Below are 20,760 nucleotides of genomic sequence, written 5' to 3'. Positions count from 1 at the left end.
GGGAAGGCGGAAGTTACAGCTTACAGCGGAAGCTTGATCAATTCATCGACCGCGCCCATTACCTTGTTGCGGACCTGCATCAGCATCTGGAACGACAGGCTGGCTTCCTGGCTGGCCAGCATGGCGCCCACCAGGTCGTCGCTGCGGCCGGCATCGACATCGGCCATTTTTTGACCGGCATCAAGGTCTTGCGCATTGACGCCGGCCACGGCGTCTTGCATCGTTTGGGCAAAGGAGAAGGTGGCGCCCGGTTGTGGCGCGTTGAACTGGGCGGCCGGCGCAATGATGTTGGCGTGCTGCGCGAGCTCGGCGGCCGCGTTGTTCAGGGATGCCAGGTCGGCCTTGATCAGGCCAGCGAATTCATTTGCCATAAAACACCTCAGGTTGGTTGCGTCAGGGCGCGCTTTCGTTACCAATGCAGCAACAACATTAACTTCCAGTTACTAACTAACAATCTGGACTAAATGTTAAATGGTGCCGCACGGGAACATGCATAGTAACCCGATTTCGGGATCGTAACAACCGCTTGCAAATCGCAAAACTTCTTATAAATCATGCACTAAGGATAGTTTTTGCAACCAACTGATGTTACCTTGCACTAATGAAGCTTACTCGTCGGAAACTTTTATGTAAAGTCTTTTTGACCAACGAGGTACTTGATTCATGGCAATACTGAGGGATTTGAGTTATTCTACGCTTCCAAGATCATCCTGAGCGTATAACTTTGCGATAGGATTGCAGCAGACGGATGGCCAATATGACTACCTCTCAAAGCACTGTGCAATACGAAGTACTTGACCCTTGCTTGCTGGGACGGCCGGTACACCGGCTGCCTGAGTTTGCCGCGCAGTTGCGCGAAGACCTGGCCCAGGCCATGCGCCTGAATGTGCATCGCCGTTATTGGGGCACGTTCCAGGTGGACGATGTCTCTTTCAGCCGCCTCGACGGCAGCGAAGCGCGCCAGCGCTGGCTGGGCTTTGCCGCACCTTCCGGACAACTCGGTTTTGCGCTGGAGCGTAAGATACTCCTGGGTGTATTGAATTACCGTTATGGGCGCGCCACCCGCGCCGACGCCGCTGTTGATGAACAGGCCGTGCGAGTTACCGCTACCGAAGAGCGCCTGGCTGTGGTTCTCGGGCAACAGCTGGTGAGCATCCTGGCAGCACGAATTGAAAGTAACCTGCCTGCAAGCGGCCAGGAACTTGGCGAAGAAGACAATATCAAGGCAAGCAGCGGCACCCAGCCTGGCAAGGGAAGCTGGGTGATTACCGTGTCGCTGAGCGATGGCGAGCTGCAGGGCAAGGCCTGGTTCGCGCTCGACAAGCAAGTGATGGGCAATGTGCTGGGCGGCTTGATGCCTGAGCGCGATGCCGGCAAGAAGGGCAACAAGAATCCAGGGCCGCTGGCGGCGCGGCTCCAGGTTGGCCTGAGTGGCCGGCTGGTTTCCAAGGAAACCACGCTGGGCGCCATGTTCGACTTGCGTGTGGGCGATGTCATTCCCATCAGCCTGCACAGGGCAGACGTTATGCTCGAAGAATCCCGCCTGTTTACAGCCGCGGTAACTGAGCACAAGGGCAAACTCTGCTTAACCTCTTTTGAAGATATCGAATGAATATGATGAATAATCCCAACGGCAGCAACGATTCCATGCTGGACGATATGTCGGAGGAAATGATCATCGACCAGGTGTCGCAGGATTTGAACGATGTGCCGGCGCCACGCGCCGGCCGCCGCGACCTGCCTGCCATGATGCGCAAGATCCCCGTCACGCTGACGCTGGAAGTCGGTTCGGCCCGCCTGTCGCTGCAGGACCTGATGCAGATCGGCCCTGACAGCGTGGTCGAGCTGGACATGCTGGCCGGCGAACCGCTGACCATCAAGGTCAACGGCACCGCAATCGGCCGCGCCGAGGTGGTGGTGGCCGGTGAAAATTACGGCCTGAAGGTCATCGATCTGGACGGGTTGAACCTCGACATGATGGCGCCATGACCGTGCGCCGCCTGGTGCCCGGCCTGGCGGCCGGGGCAGTGCTGCTATGCGCCTGCGCGCCTGCGTGGGCCCAGGATTTGCTGGCCGGGGTAGTCCCCGGCGCGAAGACCGATTTGTCGGTGAAGATGCAGATCCTGATCATCATGACCCTGCTGGGCTTGCTGCCCATCATGGTGATGATGATGACCAGTTTTACCCGTTTCGTGATCGTGCTGTCGCTGCTGCGCCAGGCCCTGGGCCTGCAGCAGGGCTTGCCCAACCGTATCATCACCGGCGTGGCGCTGATCCTGACCCTGCTGGTCATGAAGCCGATCGGCGATGCGGTGTGGCGCGATGCCTTCCTGCCTTACGACCAGGACAAGATCGGCTTGCAGGATGCCTTGAAAATCGCCGAGAAGCCGGTAGCGCGCTTCATGCTGGCGCAGACCAGCAAGGCTTCGCTCAAGCAGATTGCCCACCTGGCGGGCGAAGACGCGATCAGCAACCCGGCCGACCATGCCTTTACCGTCAAGCTGGCGGCGTTTGTGTTGTCGGAATTGAAGACCGCTTTCCAGATCGGCTGCCTGCTGTTCATTCCCTTCCTGATCATCGACCTGGTGGTCTCGTCGGTGTTGATGGCAATGGGTATGATGATGCTGTCGCCGCTGGTGATTTCGCTGCCGTTCAAGCTGCTGCTGTTCGTGCTGGTGGATGGCTGGACATTGACTGTCAACACGCTCGTGACGAGCATACAGGCCTATTAGGTGACAAAGCGATGCTGACGCCCGACGTGGCCGTCGACCTGATTGTCGAGGCCCTGCATATCGTAATGGTCATGGTCATGGTGCTGGTGGTGCCAGGGCTGGTGGCGGGCTTGCTGGTGGCGCTGGTGCAGGCCGCCACGCAAATCAATGAACAGACGCTGAGCTTCCTGCCGCGCCTGCTGGTAACCCTGCTTGCGATTGTCCTGACCGGGCGCTGGATGTCCAGCTACCTGATGGACTATTGCGTCTCGATCTTCCAGCGCGCGGCAACACTGGTCGGGTAGGCAGCCATGGAACAGGTCCTGGCAAACCTCCTGGTGTGGCTGACGGCAATCTGGTGGCCTTTCGTGCGCTGCATGGCCATGCTGAGCGCGGCGCCGGTGCTGGGCGAGATGATGGTGCCGGTCACGGTGCGGCTGCTGGTGTCGCTGGTCCTGGCGATCATCCTGCTGCCGGTGACGCAAGGGCAGGTGGTGCCGGGCATCGACCCGATTTCGGTGCAAGGCATTGCGGTGACGCTGGAGCAGGCGGTGATCGGCGGCGCCATCGGGCTGGCTTTCCATTTTTCGATGTCGGTGATCGGCGTACTGGGTTACCTGGTATCGAGCCAGGTGGGTTTTTCGATGGCGGTGATGAATGATCCGCTGAATGGCACCTCGTCCGACGTGGTGTCGGCGCTGCTGTCCATGCTGGCCATTGTGATTTTCTTTTCGATCGACGGCCACCTGGTGCTGGCCGGCGTGATCGGGCAAAGCTTCAAGGCCTGGCCGCTGGGCGGCGGTTATTCGGCGCTGCTGCTGCAAACGGTGGCCTGGAATGTGGCGTGGATCTTTTCGGCCGCCATGCTGTTAGCGATACCGGTGGTGTTTTCCGCGCTGGTGGTGCAGCTTGGCTTCGGCTTCCTGAACCGCGTGGCGCCGACGCTGAACCTGTTTGCATTGGGCTTTTCGGTGATCACCATTTTCGGCCTGCTGATGCTGGGCCAGGTGGTGCGCTTCATCCCGCAGCATTACATTCGCATGTCGGCCCGCGTGCTCGACATGATCCAGCAACAGATGGTGCCACATGGCTGACGACAGCGGCGGCGACAAGTCAGAGAAGGCTTCAGCGCAAAAGCTGAAGAAATCCCGCCAGGAAGGCCAGGTGGTGCGTTCGCGCGACCTGGCGACGGCGATCGGCATCCTCGTTTCGCTCAAGCTGTTCGTGTACATGCTGCCGACCTACCTGACGGATTTCCGCGAAATCTTCTACCAGTCGTTTGCACCGCTGGAAGGCGAAGGCGCCCTGGAAAACGTCATGAGCACGGTCTGGCTCAGCTCCGCGCTGCTGCTGGTGAAGATGGTGACGCCCTTGTTCGTGGTGCCGCTGTTCGTGGTGCTGGGCGCCATGGTGCCTGGCGGCTGGGTGATGAGCGCGAAGAACCTGCAGCCCAAGTTCGAGCGTTTCAATCCCGTCACCAACCTGGGCCGCCTGTTCTCGAAGAAGCACGGCTTCGAGCTGCTGGTTTCGATCGGCAAGGCGGCAGTGCTGACCTGGGTGCTGGTGCACATCGGCACCAGCACGGTCAACGAGTACACGCGCCTGCAGGGCCTTGGCCTGAATGAAGCCATGATCTCCGGCGCCAACCAGATGCTGAACGGGGTGATGGCGATGGTGGCAGTGTTCATCATCTTTGCCATCATTGACGTGCCGGCCCAGGCCTACTTCTTCGCCGAACAGCAGAAGATGTCGAAGCAGGAGCTGAAGGAAGAATACAAGTCGCAGGAAGGCCGCCCCGAAGTGCGCCAGCGCATCCGCCAGTTGCAGCGCGCCCTGGCCGAGCGTTCGGCGCGCAAGATCGTGCCGGGCGCCGACGTGGTGATCGTCAACCCGGAGCATTATGCGGTGGCGCTCAAATACGACGACAAGCGCGCAGAAGCCCCCTTCGTGCTGGCCAAGGGCGTCGACGAGATGGCGCTGTACATCAAGCGGCTGGCGCAGGAGCACGGGATCGAAGTGCTTTCGCTGCCGCCCTTGGCGCGCGCAATTTACAATACCAGCCAGGTCAACCAGCAGATTCCCGTGCAGTTGTACCAGGCTGTTTCCATGGTCCTGCATTATGTGCTGCAACTGAAGGCGTTCCGCGAAGGCCGCCGTCCATCGCAGCCAAATCCGCTGGAAGCGGCGCAGGTACCGGTTCCAACTTCCATGAGTGAGGCAGCAACGACATGAATTTCCTGAAGGGCTTGTTCGCAGAAGCGGGACGCCACAAACTCGCCACGCCGGTATTCCTGCTGGCGATCCTGGCGATGATCATCCTGCCATTGCCGCCTATCCTGCTGGACGTCCTGTTCACCTTCAACATCGTCCTGGCGCTGATCGTGATCCTGGTCAGCGTGAACGCCAAGCGCCCGCTGGACTTCTCGGTGTTCCCGACGGTGATCCTGGCCACAACGTTGATGCGATTGACGCTGAACGTGGCTTCGACCCGCGTGGTGCTGCTGCACGGCCACCAGGGCACGGACGCTGCCGGTAAGGTGATCGAGGCATTCGGCCAGGTGGTCATCGGCGGCAACTACGTGGTCGGCATGGTGGTGTTCGTGATCCTGATGATCATTAACTTCGCCGTGGTGACCAAGGGTGCCGAGCGCATTTCCGAAGTGTCGGCGCGCTTCACGCTGGACGCCTTGCCGGGCAAGCAGATGGCGATCGACGCCGACCTGAATGCGGGCCTGATCAACCAGGAGAAGGCGGTCCAGCGCCGCAAGGAAGTGGCGACGGAAGCGGACTTCTACGGCGCCATGGACGGTGCGGCCAAGTTCGTGCGCGGCGATGCGATCGCGTCGATCCTGATCCTGATCATCAATATCGTCGGCGGCGTCGCCATCGGTACCGTGATGCAGGACATGAGCTTCGGCGACGCGTTCAAACAGTACGCGCTGCTGACCATTGGTGACGGCCTGGTGGCGCAGATCCCGGCGCTGTTGCTGTCGGCTGCTGCTGCGATCATTGTTACCCGCGTGTCCGAGACGGAAGGCACGGATTTCGAAGCCCTGGTGGGCCAGCAGCTGCTGGCATCGCCGAACGTGCTGTTCAGCGCGGCGGCGGTGATGGTCATCCTTGGCCTGGTGCCGGGCATGCCGAAACTGAGCTTCCTCACCTTCGCGGCGGTACTGGGTTATGTAGGCTGGCGACTGTACCAGCGGCAGGGCGCGCCGGTGGTCGACAATATCGCCGCCATCGAAGCTGCGCTGCGCGAAGAGAAAGTACCGGAACTGGAATGGCAGTCGCTGCCCGTGGTGCAGCCGCTGCAGGTGTCGCTGGGCTACAAGCTGGTGGGCATGATCGACAAGGCCCATGGCGAGGTACTGACCAAGCGCCTGCGCGGCGTGCGCCAAAGCCTGTCGGAAGCGATGGGCATGGTGCTGCCGCAGGTGAATGTGCGCGATGACCTGGGCCTGAAACCGACCCAGTATGCCGTGGTGCTGGGCGGGTCGACCATCGCGCTGGCCGAGGTGTTTGCCGACCGCCTGATGGCCATACCATCGCCAAATGTGTACGGTCAGATCGACGGCATCCCCGGCGTAGAGCCGGCCTACGGCATGCCGGTAACCTGGATCGAGACCAAGGACAAAGCGCACGCCCTGGGCCTGGGTTACCAGGTCGTGGAGGCGCCAAGCGCCATCGCGACCCACGTGTCGAAGCTGATTCGCGAGTACCTGCCGGAGCTGTTCCGCCATGAAGACGTGGCCGCGCTGATGGAGCGCCTCACCGCGTTGTCGCCCAAGCTGGCCGGTTCGCTGGACAAGGCGCTGACCCATACCCAATTGCTGCGCGTGTTCCGCGTGCTGCTGCAGGAGTCGGTATCGTTGAAGGATATCGTGCCGATTGCGACGACCCTGCTCGATTCGTCCGAAACCACCAAGGACCCGATCCTGCTGGCGGCCGAAGTGCGTTGCGCATTGCGGCGCCAGATCGTGTCCGGCCTGTTCGGGCAGAAGACCGAGATGCTGGCCTTTAACCTGGGCGGCGAACTGGAAAACATGCTGCTTGGCTCCCTGAACCAGGCCCGCCAGACCGGCAAGGTGGTGCTGGATAACTATCCGATCGACCCCCACCTGCTGGCGCAATTGCAGGTGAATATGCCAGTGGCGCGCGAGCAGATGAAGCAGCAGGCGACACCGCCGCTGCTGCTGGTGCTGCCGCAGATTCGCCCGCTGCTGGCGCGCTATGCCCGCCTGTTTGCGCCGGGGCTGCATGTATTGTCATATAACGAAGTGCCTGAGAACCGCGAAGTGTCGATCATCGGGACAGTTGGCTAAGGGTGGATATGAAAGCGCTATTCAAACCTGCTTCCGGGACTTCAACGTCGAAGAACTCGATCGGCGGCGCAGCCTGGGTTCCCGAAGGTACGCAAGTCCCCGTGTGCCGCTGCTGTGGCGCGGTCCTGCAATTGTTCGTGCAGTTCGATGTGCAGCGGCAGTTTGCGCTGCCGTTCAGGGAGGGCAGCCACTTCGTGCTGTCCTTGTGCCCGAAGTGTAACGAAATTCCGATGTTCGACACCTACGCCGGGCAGCAGCTCCCGGCCAGGTACTGGGAAAAGAACGTAGGCAATCACCATGCCGCACTCTATCGTCCAACCGATGCATGGGCCCCGGCGCCTGGGGTTGACTTGCTGCGCGCCTTCGACCTGGTGTTCACGGAACAAGCGCCCGCCAGCGAGAGTTTCCAGATTGGCGGCGAGCCGTGCTGGGTCCAGGAAGCGGAGCACTTCACATGTTCATGCGGCGCCGAAATGCGCCTGTTGTTGCAGATACCGGAAAATCACCCGTTCCCGAAACTGGAGTCGGCACCGGAACAGCCCGACAGCTTCTCAAGCGATGACTATTGCGCTTTCCTTGGCAATGAAGTCTACGTCTTCGCCTGCGAAAAACAATGCGACGAAAGGGCGGTCTGGATCACGGTCCAGAATTAGGCAAGGCGCAGCGCGCGTGCCGCCGCTCTGCTACAATCGCGCCGCCTGCATCGTGCGGGCATACATTACGTCTTCGGGGCGGGGTGCAATTCCCCACCGGCGGTAAGAATGGCAACGTTCAAGCCCGCGAGCGCCTGCCTGGCAGTATGGGCAGGGTCAGCAGACCTGGTGCGACTCCAGGGCCGACGGTATAGTCCGGATGAAAGAAGATGTGCGCTGTTGCGCGTATTCCCTGTCCGCTTTGGCGGCACGGGAAGCCGCGCCTATTCGCTGCCCTGGAGCGTTTTTCGTTAACTTTAGCGAGGAGCGTTTCCTATGTTGTCCCCTGAATTATCCCTTCAAAGTACCGACATCGAAGCCCGCATGCATGCGGCGCTGGAAGCCATGCGGGCCGGCGTTCCCGTCATCCTGCTGGATGATTTCGACCGCGAGAACGAGGCCGACCTGATCGTCGCCACCGACCGCCTGACGGTGGAGACCATGGCCATGATGATCCGCGAATGCAGCGGCATCGTATGCCTGTGCCTTACCGCCGAAAAAGTGCGCGAGCTCGAGCTGCCGCCGATGGCAGCGGAGAATGGCAGCAGGTACGGCACGCCGTTTACGGTGTCGATCGAAGCCCGCCATGGCGTGACGACTGGCGTATCGGCGGCCGACCGCGTTGCCACCATCCGAGCCGCGGCGGCACCGAATGCGCGTCCGGAAGACGTGGTGCGGCCAGGCCACGTGTTCCCCTTGCGCGCCACGCCGGGCGGCGTGCTGATGCGGGCCGGCCATACCGAAGGCTCGGTCGACCTGGCGAGCCTGGCCGGCCTGTCGCCATCGGCCGTGCTGTGCGAGCTGATGAATCCCGACGGCACCATGATGCGCGGCGACGCCATCGAACAGTTCGCGCAACTGCATGGCATGCCGATCCTCACGATCGCCGAACTGATCGAATGGCGCAAGCGTGACTAAAATTCGGGGTCAGGTCTGTCATTCGGACAGGCAAACCACACATTTGAGGTAGATCAAAACACCCGCTGGCGTGCGATCGGCCAGCGGGTGCTTTTTTTGATGGGGGAAAGTATTGAGAAATATCAAAGGTGCGTCGGGGGTGTCCAAATGACAGACCTGACCCCGAATTTCAATGGTGTATTCCGTCACGAGTCTTCGCCGGACTATGCAGCCACGTGACCAGCACTGTCGCTGCGATTGCCCCGAGCATTTGGGCAGCGGCGTAGGCGGAAACATCTTGCAGCCGGATGCCGGCTACCGTGCCTGTCGCGGCCCGCGCCAGCGTGAGGGCGGGATTGGAGAACGAACTCGATGCGGTGAACCAGTACGCTGAAACGATGTAGGCGGCGACCGCAAACGGTGTCATTGCCGGGCGGCTGCGCGCGCAACCGCTGATGACGAAAATCAGTCCGAACGTCGCCACGAATTCGCTCCACCACTGCGCTGCGCCAGTCCTGGCGTGGCTTGCGGCAGAAAATGCCGGCTCGCCAAACATTGCATGCGCAGCCGCCACGCCGGCCAAGGCGCCGCAGGCCTGCGCCGCCATATAGGGCAGGGCGTCGCTCCACTTCATGCCGCCTTGCCATGCTTCAGAGAGGGTGACGACGGGGTTGAAGTGGGCGCCGGAGATGGCGCTGATGGCGAGGATCAGTGCCAGCAGTCCGCTGGCACTGGCGACAGAATTGGCGAAAAGGGCGATGGCGGCATTGCCGCCGCGCAGCCGGTCGGCCATGGTGGCGGAGCCCACTACCACGGCCAGCAGCAATGCTGTGCCAAGTGCTTCCGCGGCAAGGCGTCTTGCGAGCGTCATGCCTGGGCGCGCACGGCATCTACCGCATCGAGGATTGCTTCGCCGGTGGCCGGGGCACGCAGCGGCGGGTTGATGCGGTAGTTGCCAACCGAGGCCACGGCGTCGCGAATGGCCAGGAACACCGAAAACGGCAGCAGCAGCGGCGGTTCGCCGACCGCTTTGGAGCGGTGGATGCTGTCGAACGGGTTGCGGTTCTTGAACAGTCGCACGTTGAAGTCTTCCGGGCAGTCGGACACGCCGGGGATCTTGTAAGTCGATGGTGCGTGCGTCATCAGCTTGCCCTGCTGGTTCCACCACAGTTCTTCCGTCGTCAGCCACCCCATGCCCTGCATGAAGGCGCCTTCCACCTGGCCCACGTCGATGGCGGGATTCAGTGAATTGCCGGCATCGTACAGGCAGTCGGCTTTCAGCAGCTTCCATTCACCGGTCAGGGTGTCGACGATCACTTCCGATACCGAGGCGCCATAGGCGTAATAGCCGAAGGGGTTGCCGCTCATGGTTTCGCGGTCCCAGCTCAGGCCCGGGGTGGCGTAGAAGCCGTCGGACCACAGCTGCACCCGCGCCAGGTAGGCTTTCTGCACCAGGTCGGCGAATGGCATTACGGTTTCGCCTGCGAATACGGTGCCGTTGGCAAGGATCACTTCGTCCACCGTTACGCCGAACGACCTGGCGGCGAATTCCACCAGGCGCTTGCGCAGCGTGTGGGCGGCATCTTGGGCGGCCTTGCCATTCAGGTCGGCCCCGGTGGAAGCGGCGGTGGCCGAGGTGTTGGCGACCTTGCTGGTGTCGGTGGCGGAAGCGCGCACGCTGGACAACGGGATGCCCAGTTCATGTGCCACCACCTGGCACACCTTGGTGTTGATGCCTTGGCCCATTTCGGTGCCGCCGTGGTTCACCAGCACGGAGCCGTCGACGTAGATGTGCACCAGTGCGCCGGCCTGGTTGAAGTGGGTGACGTTGAAGGCGATGCCGAACTTTACCGGCGTTAGCGCCAGGCCTTTCTTTAGCACGGGGCTGGTCGCGTTAAAGGCGCGGATGGCGTCGCGGCGGCTGCGGTAGGCGCTCTCGCTTTCCAGTTGCGCAACCAGCTCGTGGATCACGTTGTCCACCACCTTCTGGCCGTATTGCGTGACGTTGCGCCCTTCCTCGTCGTTGCGGCCGTAGAAGTTCAGCTTACGCACATCCAGGGCATCCTTGCCGAGGTTGCGGGCGATTTCGTCGACGATGTATTCGATGGCGATGGCGCCTTGCGGGCCGCCGAAGCCACGGAAGGCGGTGTTGGACTGGGTGTTGGTCTTGCCGGCCATGGCGCGGATGTCCACGTCCGACAAGTAGTAGGTGTTGTCGAAGTGGCAGATGGCGCGCGTGGCGACCGGTGCGGACAGGTCGGCGGAGAAGCCGGCCCGGGTCACCATCTGCACCTTGGCAGCGGTGATCAGGCCCTGGTTGTCGTAGCCGATCTCGTACTCATAGTAGAAGCAGTGGCGCTTGCCGGTGACCATCATGTCGTCATCGCGGTCGGCGCGCAGCTTTACCGGACGCTTGAGGTGGGCGGCGCTGACGGCGGCGCAGGCGGCCCACAGTGCGGATTGCGACTCCTTGCCGCCGAAGCCTCCACCCATGCGGCGGCATTCCACCACCACGGCGTGCGAGGGGTAGTGCAGGGCGTGCGATACCACGTGCTGCATTTCGGTAGGGTGCTGGGTGGAGCAGTAGACGTGCATGCCATTGCCTTCCTTCGGGATGGCATAGGAAATCTGGCCTTCCAGGTAGAACTGCTCCTGGCCGCCGACGTGCAGCTTGCCTTTCAGGATATTCGGGGAGCGTTCGAAGGCGGCCTGGGCATCGCCGCGCGTCAGGCGCATTGGCGGCACCACGAAGGACTCGGCATCGCGCGCTGCTTCTGGCGTCAGGATGGCTGGCAGTTCCTCATACTGGATATCGGCCTTGCGGGCGGCGCGGCGGGCGTGGTCGTGCGTGTCGGCGACCACGATGAAGACCGGCTGGCCGACATATTCCACTTTCTTCTCGGCGAGGATCGGGTCGTCGTGGATGATCGGGCCGCAATCGTTGGTGCCGGGGATGTCCTTCCAGGTGTACACGGCCACTACGCCTGGCATGGCTTTCACCGGCTCCAGGTTGAGCGAGACGATGCGGGCGTGGGCTTTCGTGGACAGGCCAAGGGCGGCGTGCAGCGTGCCTTGCGCTTCGGGGATGTCGTCGGTGTAGACTGCCTCGCCCAGCACGTGCAGGATGGCTGATTCGTGCGGGTGGCTCTGGCCGACTTCGTACCAGCCTTTGGCGGCGCCGAGCGTCATGAACTGTTCGGACTTGCTGTTCATGCGGCGGCTCCTTCCTTGAATGCGTAAGCGTTGACGTAAGTGCCTGATACAGCGTCTTCGGGGCGGGTCTCCATCCAGAAACGGCGCAGCAGGTTTTGCGCAGTGCGCATGCGGTAGTTGGCGGAGGCGCGCATATCGGTCAACGGGGTGTAATCTTTCGCCAGAGCTTCCATGCCGGCACGCAGCGTGGATTCATTCCATGGCTGGCCGTTGATGGCTGCTTCGGCCAGCGGCGCGCGGCGCGATGTCGCTGCCATGCCGCCGTAGGCAATGTGGGCATTGCGAACCACGCCGTTATCCAGTTCGAGCGAGAACGCGGCGCAGACGGCGGAAATGTCCTGGTCGTAGCGCTTGGCCAGCTTGTAGGTGCGGAATTGCTGGCCGGCTTTCGGGGCCGGGATGCGCACTGCTTCCACGAATTCGCCCGGTTGCCAATCCTTTTTCATGTAATCGAGGTAGAAGTCCTGCAGCAGCAGGACGCGCTGGCCTTTGTCCGAGCGCAGCACGATCTCCGCTCCAAGCACGATCATCCACGGGGCGGAATCGCCAATCGGCGAGCCGTTGGCGACGCTGCCGCCGAGGGTGCCGGTGCTGCGGATAGGCTGCGAGGCGAAGCGCTGCCACAGCTCGTGCAGCGAATCGTTCGGATACAGTTCCAGTACGGCTTTGTAGGCATCGTCCAGTGACACGGCGGCGCCGATTTCCAGCTTGCCGCCGATGGTGGCAATGCGGTGCAGCTCCTGCACCTGGCGGGTATAGATGACGTCGCCCAGATTGCGCATCTGTTTGGTGACCCACAGGCCGACGTCGGTCGAACCGGCGAGGATGGTGGCGGCCGGCTTGGCGGCGCGCAGGGCGGCCATTTCGGCCAAGGTGCGCGGGGCGTGGAAAGTCTGGCCGTCATGGGTGTAGCTGAACATGGTGTCTCGCTGCAGGCCTTGCAGGACTGCCTTCAATGCTGCGCGGTCGAAACTGATCGCAGGCAGCTCGCCCATGCGGGCAGCTGCGTCAATAATCGGGCGGTAACCCGTGCAGCGGCACAGGTTACCGGACAATGTCTCGTCGATCGTTTTGCGGCAAGGCGGCGTGGCCTGGTCCTCCTGCTTCAGGTACAGGCTCCAGAGCGACATGGCGAAACCGGGGGTACAGAAACCGCATTGCGAACCATGGCATTCCACCAGCGCTTCCTGCACCGGGTGCAGGCTGCCGCCTGGCTGTTTCAGGTCTTCCACAGTGAACACTGCCTTGCCGTCCAGGGTTGGCAGGAACTGGATGCACGAATTCACATTGCGCATTTCCAGTTCGCCGTCCACCAGCGAGCCGATCACCACGGTGCAGGCGCCGCAATCGCCTTCGGCGCAGCCCTCCTTGGTGCCGGTGCAGTGCAGGTCTTCCCGCAGGTGTTGCAGCACCGTGCGGGTAGTGGCGGCGGAATCAACTTCCTGCACGCGCCCCTGGTAGAAGAAACGAATCGGTTGAGACATCTTTGCTACTCCTTACTTCATCCTGCGATGTAGATTGTTTTGAACAGGAACACGCCAGCGACACACCAGATCATGGCGCTGACTTCCTTGTACTTGCCGGTCAACAGTTTCAGGGCGGCGTAGCTGATGAAGCCCAGCGCCAGGCCGTTGGCGATCGAGTAGGTGAATGGCATGACCAGCGCGGTGACTACCGCAGGCACGCTTTCCGTGGTCTCGGCCCAGTTGATCTCCGACATCTCGCGCAGCATCAGGCAGGCAACGAAGAACAGGGCTGGCGCAGTGGCGTAAGCCGGTACCACGCCGGCCAGCGGCGCGATAAACAGCGCTGCCAGGAACAGCAGGGCCACGGTGACCGCGGTCAGGCCGGTACGGCCGCCTGCCTGCACCCCGGCTGCGCTTTCGATGAAGGCGGTGGTGCTCGAAGTACCCATGACGGCGCCGGCGATGATGGCGCCGGAGTCGGCCAGCAGCGCCTTGTTCATGTTGGCCGGAAGTTTGCCGTCTTTCATCAGGCCGGCGCGCTGCGCCACGCCCATCAGGGTGCCGGTGGCGTCGAACAGTTCGACCAGGAAGAACACCAGCACCACGTTGAACAGGCCGTGCGACACTGCACCCATGATGTCCAGCTCAAAGGCGGTCGGGGAGATCGAAGGAGGTGCCGACACGATGCCGTGGAAGGCGTTACCGCCGAAGAAGAAGCTCAGCACGGTCACTGCCATGATGCCGAGCAGCAGTGCGCCGGTCACTTTCAGGCGGTCCAGCGCGACGATGACCAGGAAGCCGATAATGGCCAACACCGGCGCCGGTTTGTGCAGGTCGCCCATGGTGACGAAGGTGGCCGGGCTGGAAACCACGATGCCCGCGTTCTTCAGGGAGATCAACGCCAGGAACAGGCCGACACCGGCCGGAATCGCAATACGCAGCGAGGCCGGAATGGCATTCATGATTTTTTCACGGATGCGCAGCAGGCTGACAATCATGAAGCAGCAGCCGGAGATGAACACCGCCCCCAGGGCCGCTTGCCATGGGAATCCCATGCCGGCCACCACGCCGTAGGCGAAGTAGGCGTTCAAGCCCATCCCCGGCGCCAGCCCGATCGGGAAGTTGGCGTACAGGCCCATGATCAGGGTGCCAATGGCCGCCGCCACGCAGGTGGCCACAAAGACCGAGTCTTTCGGCATGCCGGCATCGCCAAGGATGGAAGGGTTGACGAAGATGATGTACGCCATCGTCAGGAAGGTTGTAATGCCAGCCAGTACCTCGGTGCGCACGTTGGTGCCGTGCTCGCCGAGCTTGAAATAGTTGTCCAGGAATTGCATTTGCGTTGTCTCCGTTTAGTTTTTAGCGCCCGAAATCCCACCTCTCCGGGCGGGCAAATATGGCGTCCTTGCGCTACATGTTTTAACAATATCGTTGAAGGTCTCCTTTTCGGCTTATATGCCTGGGCATATCGGCTATCTCGATTTACGTATAGTTGCGCAGGAAGCTCAGCAGGATGCGGGCCGAGAGGTCGGCGTCATCGTCCGTCATGGTCTCCAGCGGGTTGTGGCTGATGCCGCCGTTGCCGCAGCGCGTGAACAGCATGGCGACGTCCGTGACGCGCGACATCAGCATGGCGTCGTGGCCGGCGCCCGAGGCGAGCTGGAAGGCGGGAATGCCGTTCCGTTCCACTGCGGCTGCCAGCTGTTCCATCAGGCGCGGTGCGCAGGGCGCGCAATCGGCGGCAACCGTCTGTTCGATCGACACCGTGATGTGGCGCTTTTCGCACACTTTTTCGATGTGGGCGAGGATGTCGTCCACGGCGGCATCGCGCGCAGCGTTGTTGGCGGCGCGGATATCGAGCGACAGGGTGCAGGCGCCCGGAATGACATTGGTGGAGCCGTTCGGCACCTGCAGTTGGCCGACGGTGCCGACCAGCGCAGAATCCTGGTCCAGCGCGCAGCGCTGTTCCACGAACAGGATGATTTCGGCGGCGGCAGCGGCGGCGTCCTTGCGCATCGGCATCGGCGTGGTGCCAGCGTGGCTGGCAACGCCTTTCAGTTCCACCAGGTAGCGCTTGCTGCCCGCAATGGAGGTGACCACGCCGACTGGCAGGCCGCGCTCCAGCAATACCGGGCCTTGTTCGATATGGACTTCCACGAAGCCAAGCAGGTCGGCAGGATCGCGTGCAATATCGGCGATGGCGTTGACGTCATGGTCGGCATCTGTCAGCACATCGCGCAGCAACTGGCCGTCGCGGTCGCGCAAGTCCAGCAGTTTCGGGTCGAACTGGCCGATCACGGCGCTGCTGCCGAGGAAGGTGCTCTTGAAACGCACGCCTTCCTCTTCCGCAAAGCCGATCACCTCGAGGTGGAAAGGCAGGGTTTCGCCGGTTTCGTGCAAATGCTTGACCACCGCGATAGCAGTCAGGATGCCCTGGCGGCCGTCGTATTTGCCGCCGTTGCGCACCGTGTCGTAGTGCGAACCAGTGAGCAGGGTGCGCGCCTGCGGATCGGTGGACAGGTAACGGCCCACCACGTTGCCCACAGCGTCGATATGGGCATGCATGCCGGCTTCGCGCATCCACTTCGCCAACTGGTTGGCCGTGCGGCGGTGGGTCTGCGTCATATAGGTGCAGGTAAGGCCTTGTTCATCTTCGCTCATGGCGCCGATTTCTTCGGCCCATTCGATGATGTCGCGGCCCATATGCGGAACGTAGGAGAGCAGGGCATTCAGGCGCATCTCGGCGATGCGGTGGATCTGGCGCAGCGCCTCGCGTTGCTCATCGCCGGCCTGGTTGCGTAGGCGCCGGCGGAAAGCAGCGATGATGGCCTGGCGCGAAAGCCCTTTACCGTCGCCGCCCTTGACCGCAAGGATGAAGGGGAAGCCGAATTTGCTGTTGTAAGCGCCGTTCAGCTCCTGCAGTGCTGAGAATTCTTCCTTGGTGCACAGGTTCAATCCTGCTTTGGCCTGTTCGCCGGTGGATTCCGGCGTCAGTTCGCCTGCGACGGCGGCTTTGCCGGCCAGCTCCGGGTGGGCGCGGATCAGGCCCAGTTGTTCATCGTTGTTCGCATCCGTCACAACCTTCTGCAGGCCCAGTTTCAGTTCGTCGATGGTGCGGAACGGGCGCTGCGCGGCGGCGCGCTGTGGAATCCATGGGGAATGCTCATACAGGCCATGCAGGATCTCGGTAAAAGTCTCTGCGTCGCAGGTGTTCAGTCGCTTCAGGCTCGTCATCGTGCTTCGGGGCGCCGACTGGCGACGGCCCGCTCCAAGTAAGGTGTTCTGGGGGAATGGCGAATTGATAATAGAGGCCCAGCAGGCGGGAGATATAACGCTGGGCCGATAACGGCTATCCGGTGCTGTTCTATTTCACCAGTAGGCGGGCGGCGGCGCTGACCTGGGCGCGCAGCCATTTATGTTCGGTGGCGTGGTGGGCGCGCTCGTGCCATAGCTGGTAGAAGCTCAGCGGCGGGAAATCCAGCGGCACTTTATAGGACTTCAGTCCCAGCAGGTTCTCGTAGAAATTGGCGAATTGTTTGCCACTCGTCAAAACCAGATCGGTCTGCTGAACGATATAGGGCAGCATGCGAAAGTGTGCCGATTCCACAACAATATTGCGCTCCATATCGCGCTCCTCGAGGAAGGAATCGATGTTGCCGTGGTAGCCAGGCAGGATCTGGGCCGGCGCGACGTGGGGCAGGGTCAGGTATTCCTCCGGCGTCATGCCGTCTTTCGGGGTGCGGCGGGCATAGGCGCTGTTGGCGCGCATCAGGCACACGATCGGGTCGTCGAACAGTTTGGAGATGTGCAGGTGCTGCGGCGGTTCGTCCCAGTTGCCTACCACCAGGTCCAGGTCGCCGTCCGACAGCAGGCGCACATAGTCGACGTCCGAGCCCAATGAGTGGATCACCAGGCGGCTGCGCGGCGATTCGCGGCGCAGGCGGGCGATTACCTCGGTAAAGAACTGGGTGTTCATATAGTCCGGCGCGGCAATATGGAAGGTGCGCGCCTCGTCCTGCGGTACGAATGCAGTCTTGGGGCTGAACAGGCTTTCGGTTTCGTCGAGGATGCGCTTGGCGGTCTTCAGCAGGCTTTCGCCGTGTTGCGTCGGCACCATGCCGCGGCCGCCGCGTACCAGCAGGGGATCGCCGGTCAGGTCGCGCAGCTTGCGCAACGAGCCTGATATGGAGGGCTGCGGCTGGTTCAGTTTAAGGGCCACGCGCGATACGTTCTTCTCCACCAGCAGCAGGTAAAGGATACGGATCAGGTGGATGTCTAAGTGTTCTGGCAATCTGGACATCATGGTCTCCGAATATTATTTATTTAGATTTATCGATGAGAGGTTCGCACCTTCCGGGGCGCGAAACTATATCTCCAGGTATATGCGAGTTATATAGGAAATGGAAGGTCTCCCGCGCCCGCAACCGATATCGTTCCATCCACGCAGGTCGTAGCGGCGGCTGTATAACGACCGTTTGGTTCATCTGAAGTGCCCGCCAGAGGCAGGTGAACGGACTTAATGGATAAAAATCATGGAGACTTTATTCGGCCCTTATGGGGTGGAATGGCTTAACTTGCTGGTTCGCTGGCTGCACCTGATCACCGGTATCGCGTGGATCGGCGCCTCGTTTTACTTCGTCTGGCTGGACAACTCGATCCGCCCTCCGAAGCCCGGCAGCCCGTTGGCCAAGAAGGGCGTGATGGGCGAACTGTGGGCTGTGCACGGCGGCGGCTTCTACAATCCGCAGAAATACCTGGTCGCGCCAGATGAACTCCCGGAAGACCTGCACTGGTTCAAATGGGAGGCCTACGCCACCTGGCTGAGCGGCTTCGCAATGCTGTTCATCGTCTACTACTTCAATGCGTCGGCGATGATGATCGATAAGAACGTGGCCGACCTGAGCTCCCTGCAAGCTGTGGCCGTGGGCCTGGGCACGCTTGCTGGCGGCTGGCTGGTGTACGACACCCTGTGCAAGACCGCGCTGGCCGAAAAGCCAGCAGTGCTGGGCACCGTGATGTTCGTATTGATCGTCGGCGCTGCATATGTGCTGACGCATACCCTGAGCGGCCGTGCCGCCTATATCCACATTGGCGCCATGATCGGCACCATGATGGTCGGTAACGTGCTGTTCGTGATCATCCCGGGGCAGCGCAAGCTGGTTGACGCGATGGCCAAGGGGCAGTCACCTGACCCGATCTACGGCAAGCGCGCCAAGGTGCGCTCGGTGCACAACAACTACTTCACGCTGCCTGTGCTGCTGATCATGATCAGCAACCACTACGCAATGACCTACAGCCACGCCTATAGCTGGCTGGTGCTGGCCGCCATCATGGCTGCGGGCGTGCTGATTCGTCACTTCTTCAATCTGCGTCATGCTGGAAAGGTGTCGCCGGCATTCCCGATTGCCGGCGTGATCCTGCTGGCCGGCGTGGCCGTGGCAATCGCCCCGGCGCCGCGCAAGGCAGTTGCCGCTCCCGCGACCGTGGCGGCTGCCGTGGATGCCGATGGCCATGCCGCGCCGGGCGCTGGCGGTGCAGCTGCTGCTGCTGCCGGACAGGCCAGCCTGTCCAGCGTCCAGCAAGTCGTATCGGCGCGCTGCGTGTCCTGCCACTCCGCAGCGCCGACCCAGGCGGGTTTCGCATCAGCCCCGGGCGGCGTGATGCTCGATACCGAAGACCAGGTGAAGCAGCACGCCGCCAAGATCTACCAGCGCGCCGTGCAGAACAAGGATATGCCGCTGGCAAACATGACCCATATGACCGACGCTGAACGCCAGTTGATCGGGACCTGGTTCGAGACCAGCGCGAACTGAAAGGAAAAGCAATGAGCAATGTAACTATCGACGGCTTCAACCTGACTGCCGAAGACGTCCTGGCTGTCGCGCGTAATGGCGCCAAAGTCGAACTCTCCGCCACCTCGCGCGCCGCGCTGAAGGAAAGCCGTGACTACATCGAATCCACCTGGATGCACGATGAAGCGCCGATGATGTACAGCTTTAACACCGGCGTGGGCCTGTTGAAAGACACGCGCATCAAGGTTGAACACATCGAACTGTTCCAGACGCAGTTGATCAAGGCCCACAGCGGCGGTATCGGCGAGCCGTTTTCGGAAGAGGTCAGCCGCGCCACCATGCTGTTGCGGGCAAATGCCTTCGCCAGCAACTACTCGGCTCCGCGCGTGGAAGTGGTTGACCGATTGCTGGCCTTCATTAACGCCGGCATCCACCCGATCATGCCGCAGAAGGGGTCTGTCGGCGCATCCGGCGACCTCGCGCCACTGGCTTACCTGGCAGCAGCTATCGCCGGCTTCGATGAAGCCGAGGTGATGTACAAGGGCCAGCGCATGCCGGCCGCAGAGGCGATCACGCGCGCCGAAGTCGGCCCGGTCAAGTTCGACCTCATGGCCAAGGACGCATCGGCCCTGATCAACGGCTGTACCGCTTCGCTGGCCGTCGCCGTGCTGGCTGCCAAAGATGCGCGCGACCTGCTGACCGACGCCTGCCTGTCGCTGGGCCTCACGCTGGAAGCGATGCGCGCCGAGATGTCCGCCTTCGATCCGCGCATTCAGCAAGCACGCCCGCATCCGGGGCAGATCAAGACTGCCTCTGTCGTGCGCAAGCTGCTGAAAGGCTCCACCCGGGCCACCCACGAGGCGCGCGCCGTGCAGTTTCCCGACGAACTGCGCCGCACCGATATCCCGTACACCCCGCGTATCCAGGACGTGTACTCACTGCGCTGCACGCCACAAGTCTACGGTCCCGTGTTCGATGCGCTGGACTACATTGACACCATCGTGAAGAACGAAATCAACTCGGCCACCGACAACCCGCTGATCTTCGGCAAGGACGGCGGCGGTTTCGAGATCATCTCCGGCGGTAATTTCCACGGCCAGTACCTGGCGCAAGCGATGGATTTGCTGGCCATAGCGATTACGGACCTGGGCAGCATCTGCGAACGCCGCGTGGCGCGCCTGATCGACCCGACCTTGTCGTGGGGGCTGCCGCGCAACCTGATGTCCGGCCTGCGCGGCGTGAACACGGGCTACCCGGTGGTGCAGTGTTCGCTCAGCTCACTGGTGATGGAAAACCGCACGCTGTCGATGCCGGGCAGCGTGGACTCGATTCCTTCGAAAGCCAACAGCGAAGACCACATATCCAACTCCACATGGTGTGCACGCAAAGCGCACACCGTGGTTCAGAACACGCAATACATCGTGGGTGTGGAAATGCTGCTGGCAGCACAGGCCCTGACCATGACCGAGCACCTGCTGCCGGGTTTCAAGCTGGGTGAAGGCACGCAAGCCGCCTACGACGAGATCCGAAAACAGATCCCTGCTTGCCTGGACGGCGACCGTTGGTTCCACAACGACATCCAGGTCGCCCACAGCTTCGTCACCAGCCGTTCGGTGCAGGAAGCGGTGACTGCGAAGGTTGGCGAGTTCGTCTAACGGTTCGCAGGT

18 protein-coding genes and 1 riboswitch are annotated in these 20,760 nt (G+C 61.8%); of the genes, 11 read left to right on the top strand and 7 right to left on the bottom strand.

The window, feature by feature from the left end; genetic code table 11:
• Positions 1–20 precede the first annotated feature (20 nt).
• On the bottom strand, positions 21–371 hold the full coding sequence (locus ASD58_RS19155) for a flagellar hook-basal body complex protein FliE (protein ID WP_057262809.1): 351 nt from the start codon (positions 369–371) through the stop codon (positions 21–23).
• A 386-nt stretch (positions 372–757) separates the two neighbouring features.
• Here ASD58_RS19155 and ASD58_RS19150 point away from each other — a divergent pair, with 386 nt between their 5' ends.
• The 9 genes from ASD58_RS19150 (at position 758) to ribB (ending at position 8,643) form a co-directional block, all read left to right on the top strand.
• A complete protein-coding gene (locus ASD58_RS19150) occupies positions 758–1,612 on the top strand; it encodes a FliM/FliN family flagellar motor switch protein (RefSeq protein ID WP_082565558.1) in 855 nt (284 codons plus the stop codon).
• A 2-nt stretch (positions 1,613–1,614) separates the two neighbouring features.
• Complete coding sequence (locus tag ASD58_RS19145) at positions 1,615–1,989, top strand: FliM/FliN family flagellar motor switch protein (protein ID WP_057263037.1); 375 nt, start codon at positions 1,615–1,617, stop codon at positions 1,987–1,989.
• Positions 1,986–2,732 (top strand): flagellar type III secretion system pore protein FliP, encoded by a 747-nt coding sequence (gene fliP, locus ASD58_RS19140; protein ID WP_057262807.1) that lies wholly within the window; start codon positions 1,986–1,988, stop codon positions 2,730–2,732. Before ASD58_RS19145 ends, fliP begins: the two co-directional genes overlap by 4 nt.
• 11 nt (positions 2,733–2,743) lie before the next feature.
• On the top strand, positions 2,744–3,016 hold the full coding sequence (fliQ, locus tag ASD58_RS19135) for a flagellar biosynthesis protein FliQ (RefSeq protein ID WP_057262806.1): 273 nt from the start codon (positions 2,744–2,746) through the stop codon (positions 3,014–3,016).
• A gap of 6 nt (positions 3,017–3,022) precedes the next feature.
• Entirely contained in the window at positions 3,023–3,805 is a 783-nt protein-coding gene (locus tag ASD58_RS19130; protein WP_057262805.1) for a flagellar biosynthetic protein FliR, read from the top strand.
• On the top strand, positions 3,798–4,943 hold the full coding sequence (gene flhB / locus ASD58_RS19125; RefSeq protein ID WP_057262804.1) for a flagellar type III secretion system protein FlhB: 1,146 nt from the start codon (positions 3,798–3,800) through the stop codon (positions 4,941–4,943). The genes ASD58_RS19130 and flhB overlap by 8 nt, the downstream gene beginning before the upstream one ends.
• Positions 4,940–7,033: a flagellar biosynthesis protein FlhA gene (locus ASD58_RS19120; protein WP_057262803.1), complete on the top strand. Its 2,094-nt coding sequence runs from the start codon at positions 4,940–4,942 to the stop codon at positions 7,031–7,033. The genes flhB and ASD58_RS19120 overlap by 4 nt, the downstream gene beginning before the upstream one ends.
• An 8-nt stretch (positions 7,034–7,041) precedes the next feature.
• Positions 7,042–7,686: a hypothetical protein gene (locus ASD58_RS19115; protein WP_057262802.1), complete on the top strand. Its 645-nt coding sequence runs from the start codon at positions 7,042–7,044 to the stop codon at positions 7,684–7,686.
• A gap of 65 nt (positions 7,687–7,751) precedes the next feature.
• Positions 7,752–7,901: riboswitch (FMN riboswitch) on the top strand.
• 100 nt (positions 7,902–8,001) lie between these two features.
• Positions 8,002–8,643, top strand: a complete 642-nt coding sequence (gene ribB, locus ASD58_RS19110) for a 3,4-dihydroxy-2-butanone-4-phosphate synthase (RefSeq protein WP_057262801.1) — start codon at positions 8,002–8,004, stop codon at positions 8,641–8,643.
• Positions 8,644–8,812: 169 nt separating this feature from the next.
• Here the strand turns inward: ribB and ASD58_RS19105 are convergent, their stop codons facing one another.
• From ASD58_RS19105 to ASD58_RS19080, 6 genes are all read right to left on the bottom strand, one after another.
• Positions 8,813–9,493 carry an aquaporin gene (locus ASD58_RS19105; RefSeq protein WP_057262800.1) on the bottom strand — a complete coding sequence of 227 codons (681 nt, stop codon included), beginning with the start codon at positions 9,491–9,493 and terminating at the stop codon, positions 8,813–8,815.
• On the bottom strand, positions 9,490–11,835 hold the full coding sequence (gene xdhB / locus ASD58_RS19100; RefSeq protein ID WP_057262799.1) for a xanthine dehydrogenase molybdopterin binding subunit: 2,346 nt from the start codon (positions 11,833–11,835) through the stop codon (positions 9,490–9,492). The genes ASD58_RS19105 and xdhB overlap by 4 nt, the downstream gene beginning before the upstream one ends.
• Positions 11,832–13,319, bottom strand: a complete 1,488-nt coding sequence (xdhA, locus tag ASD58_RS19095) for a xanthine dehydrogenase small subunit (RefSeq protein ID WP_057262798.1) — start codon at positions 13,317–13,319, stop codon at positions 11,832–11,834. The genes xdhB and xdhA overlap by 4 nt, the downstream gene beginning before the upstream one ends.
• Before the next feature lie 17 nt (positions 13,320–13,336).
• On the bottom strand, positions 13,337–14,638 hold the full coding sequence (locus ASD58_RS19090) for an NCS2 family permease (RefSeq protein WP_057262797.1): 1,302 nt from the start codon (positions 14,636–14,638) through the stop codon (positions 13,337–13,339).
• 145 nt (positions 14,639–14,783) lie between these two features.
• The gene (locus ASD58_RS19085; protein WP_057262796.1) at positions 14,784–16,535 is read right to left on the bottom strand and encodes an allantoate amidohydrolase; all 1,752 of its coding nucleotides are present in this window, start codon (positions 16,533–16,535) and stop codon (positions 14,784–14,786) included.
• Positions 16,536–16,665: 130 nt separating this feature from the next.
• Positions 16,666–17,601, bottom strand: coding sequence for a LysR family transcriptional regulator (locus ASD58_RS19080; protein WP_057262795.1), 936 nt, complete (start codon positions 17,599–17,601; stop codon positions 16,666–16,668).
• Positions 17,602–17,833: 232 nt separating this feature from the next.
• Between ASD58_RS19080 and ASD58_RS19075 the strand changes: the two genes are divergently transcribed.
• Together ASD58_RS19075 and hutH are read left to right on the top strand one after the other, a co-directional pair.
• The gene (locus ASD58_RS19075) at positions 17,834–19,114 is read left to right on the top strand and encodes a urate hydroxylase PuuD (RefSeq protein ID WP_057262794.1); all 1,281 of its coding nucleotides are present in this window, start codon (positions 17,834–17,836) and stop codon (positions 19,112–19,114) included.
• A gap of 11 nt (positions 19,115–19,125) precedes the next feature.
• On the top strand, positions 19,126–20,748 hold the full coding sequence (gene hutH / locus ASD58_RS19070; protein WP_057262793.1) for a histidine ammonia-lyase: 1,623 nt from the start codon (positions 19,126–19,128) through the stop codon (positions 20,746–20,748).
• Positions 20,749–20,760 lie beyond the last annotated feature (12 nt).

This window comes from Duganella sp. Root1480D1, from assembly GCF_001427305.1.
In the GTDB taxonomy this organism is placed as follows: Bacteria; Pseudomonadota; Gammaproteobacteria; order Burkholderiales; family Burkholderiaceae_D; genus Rugamonas.
Note: the sequence above shows the minus strand (reverse complement) of the source record. Positions and strands in the feature narration are given on the sequence as shown.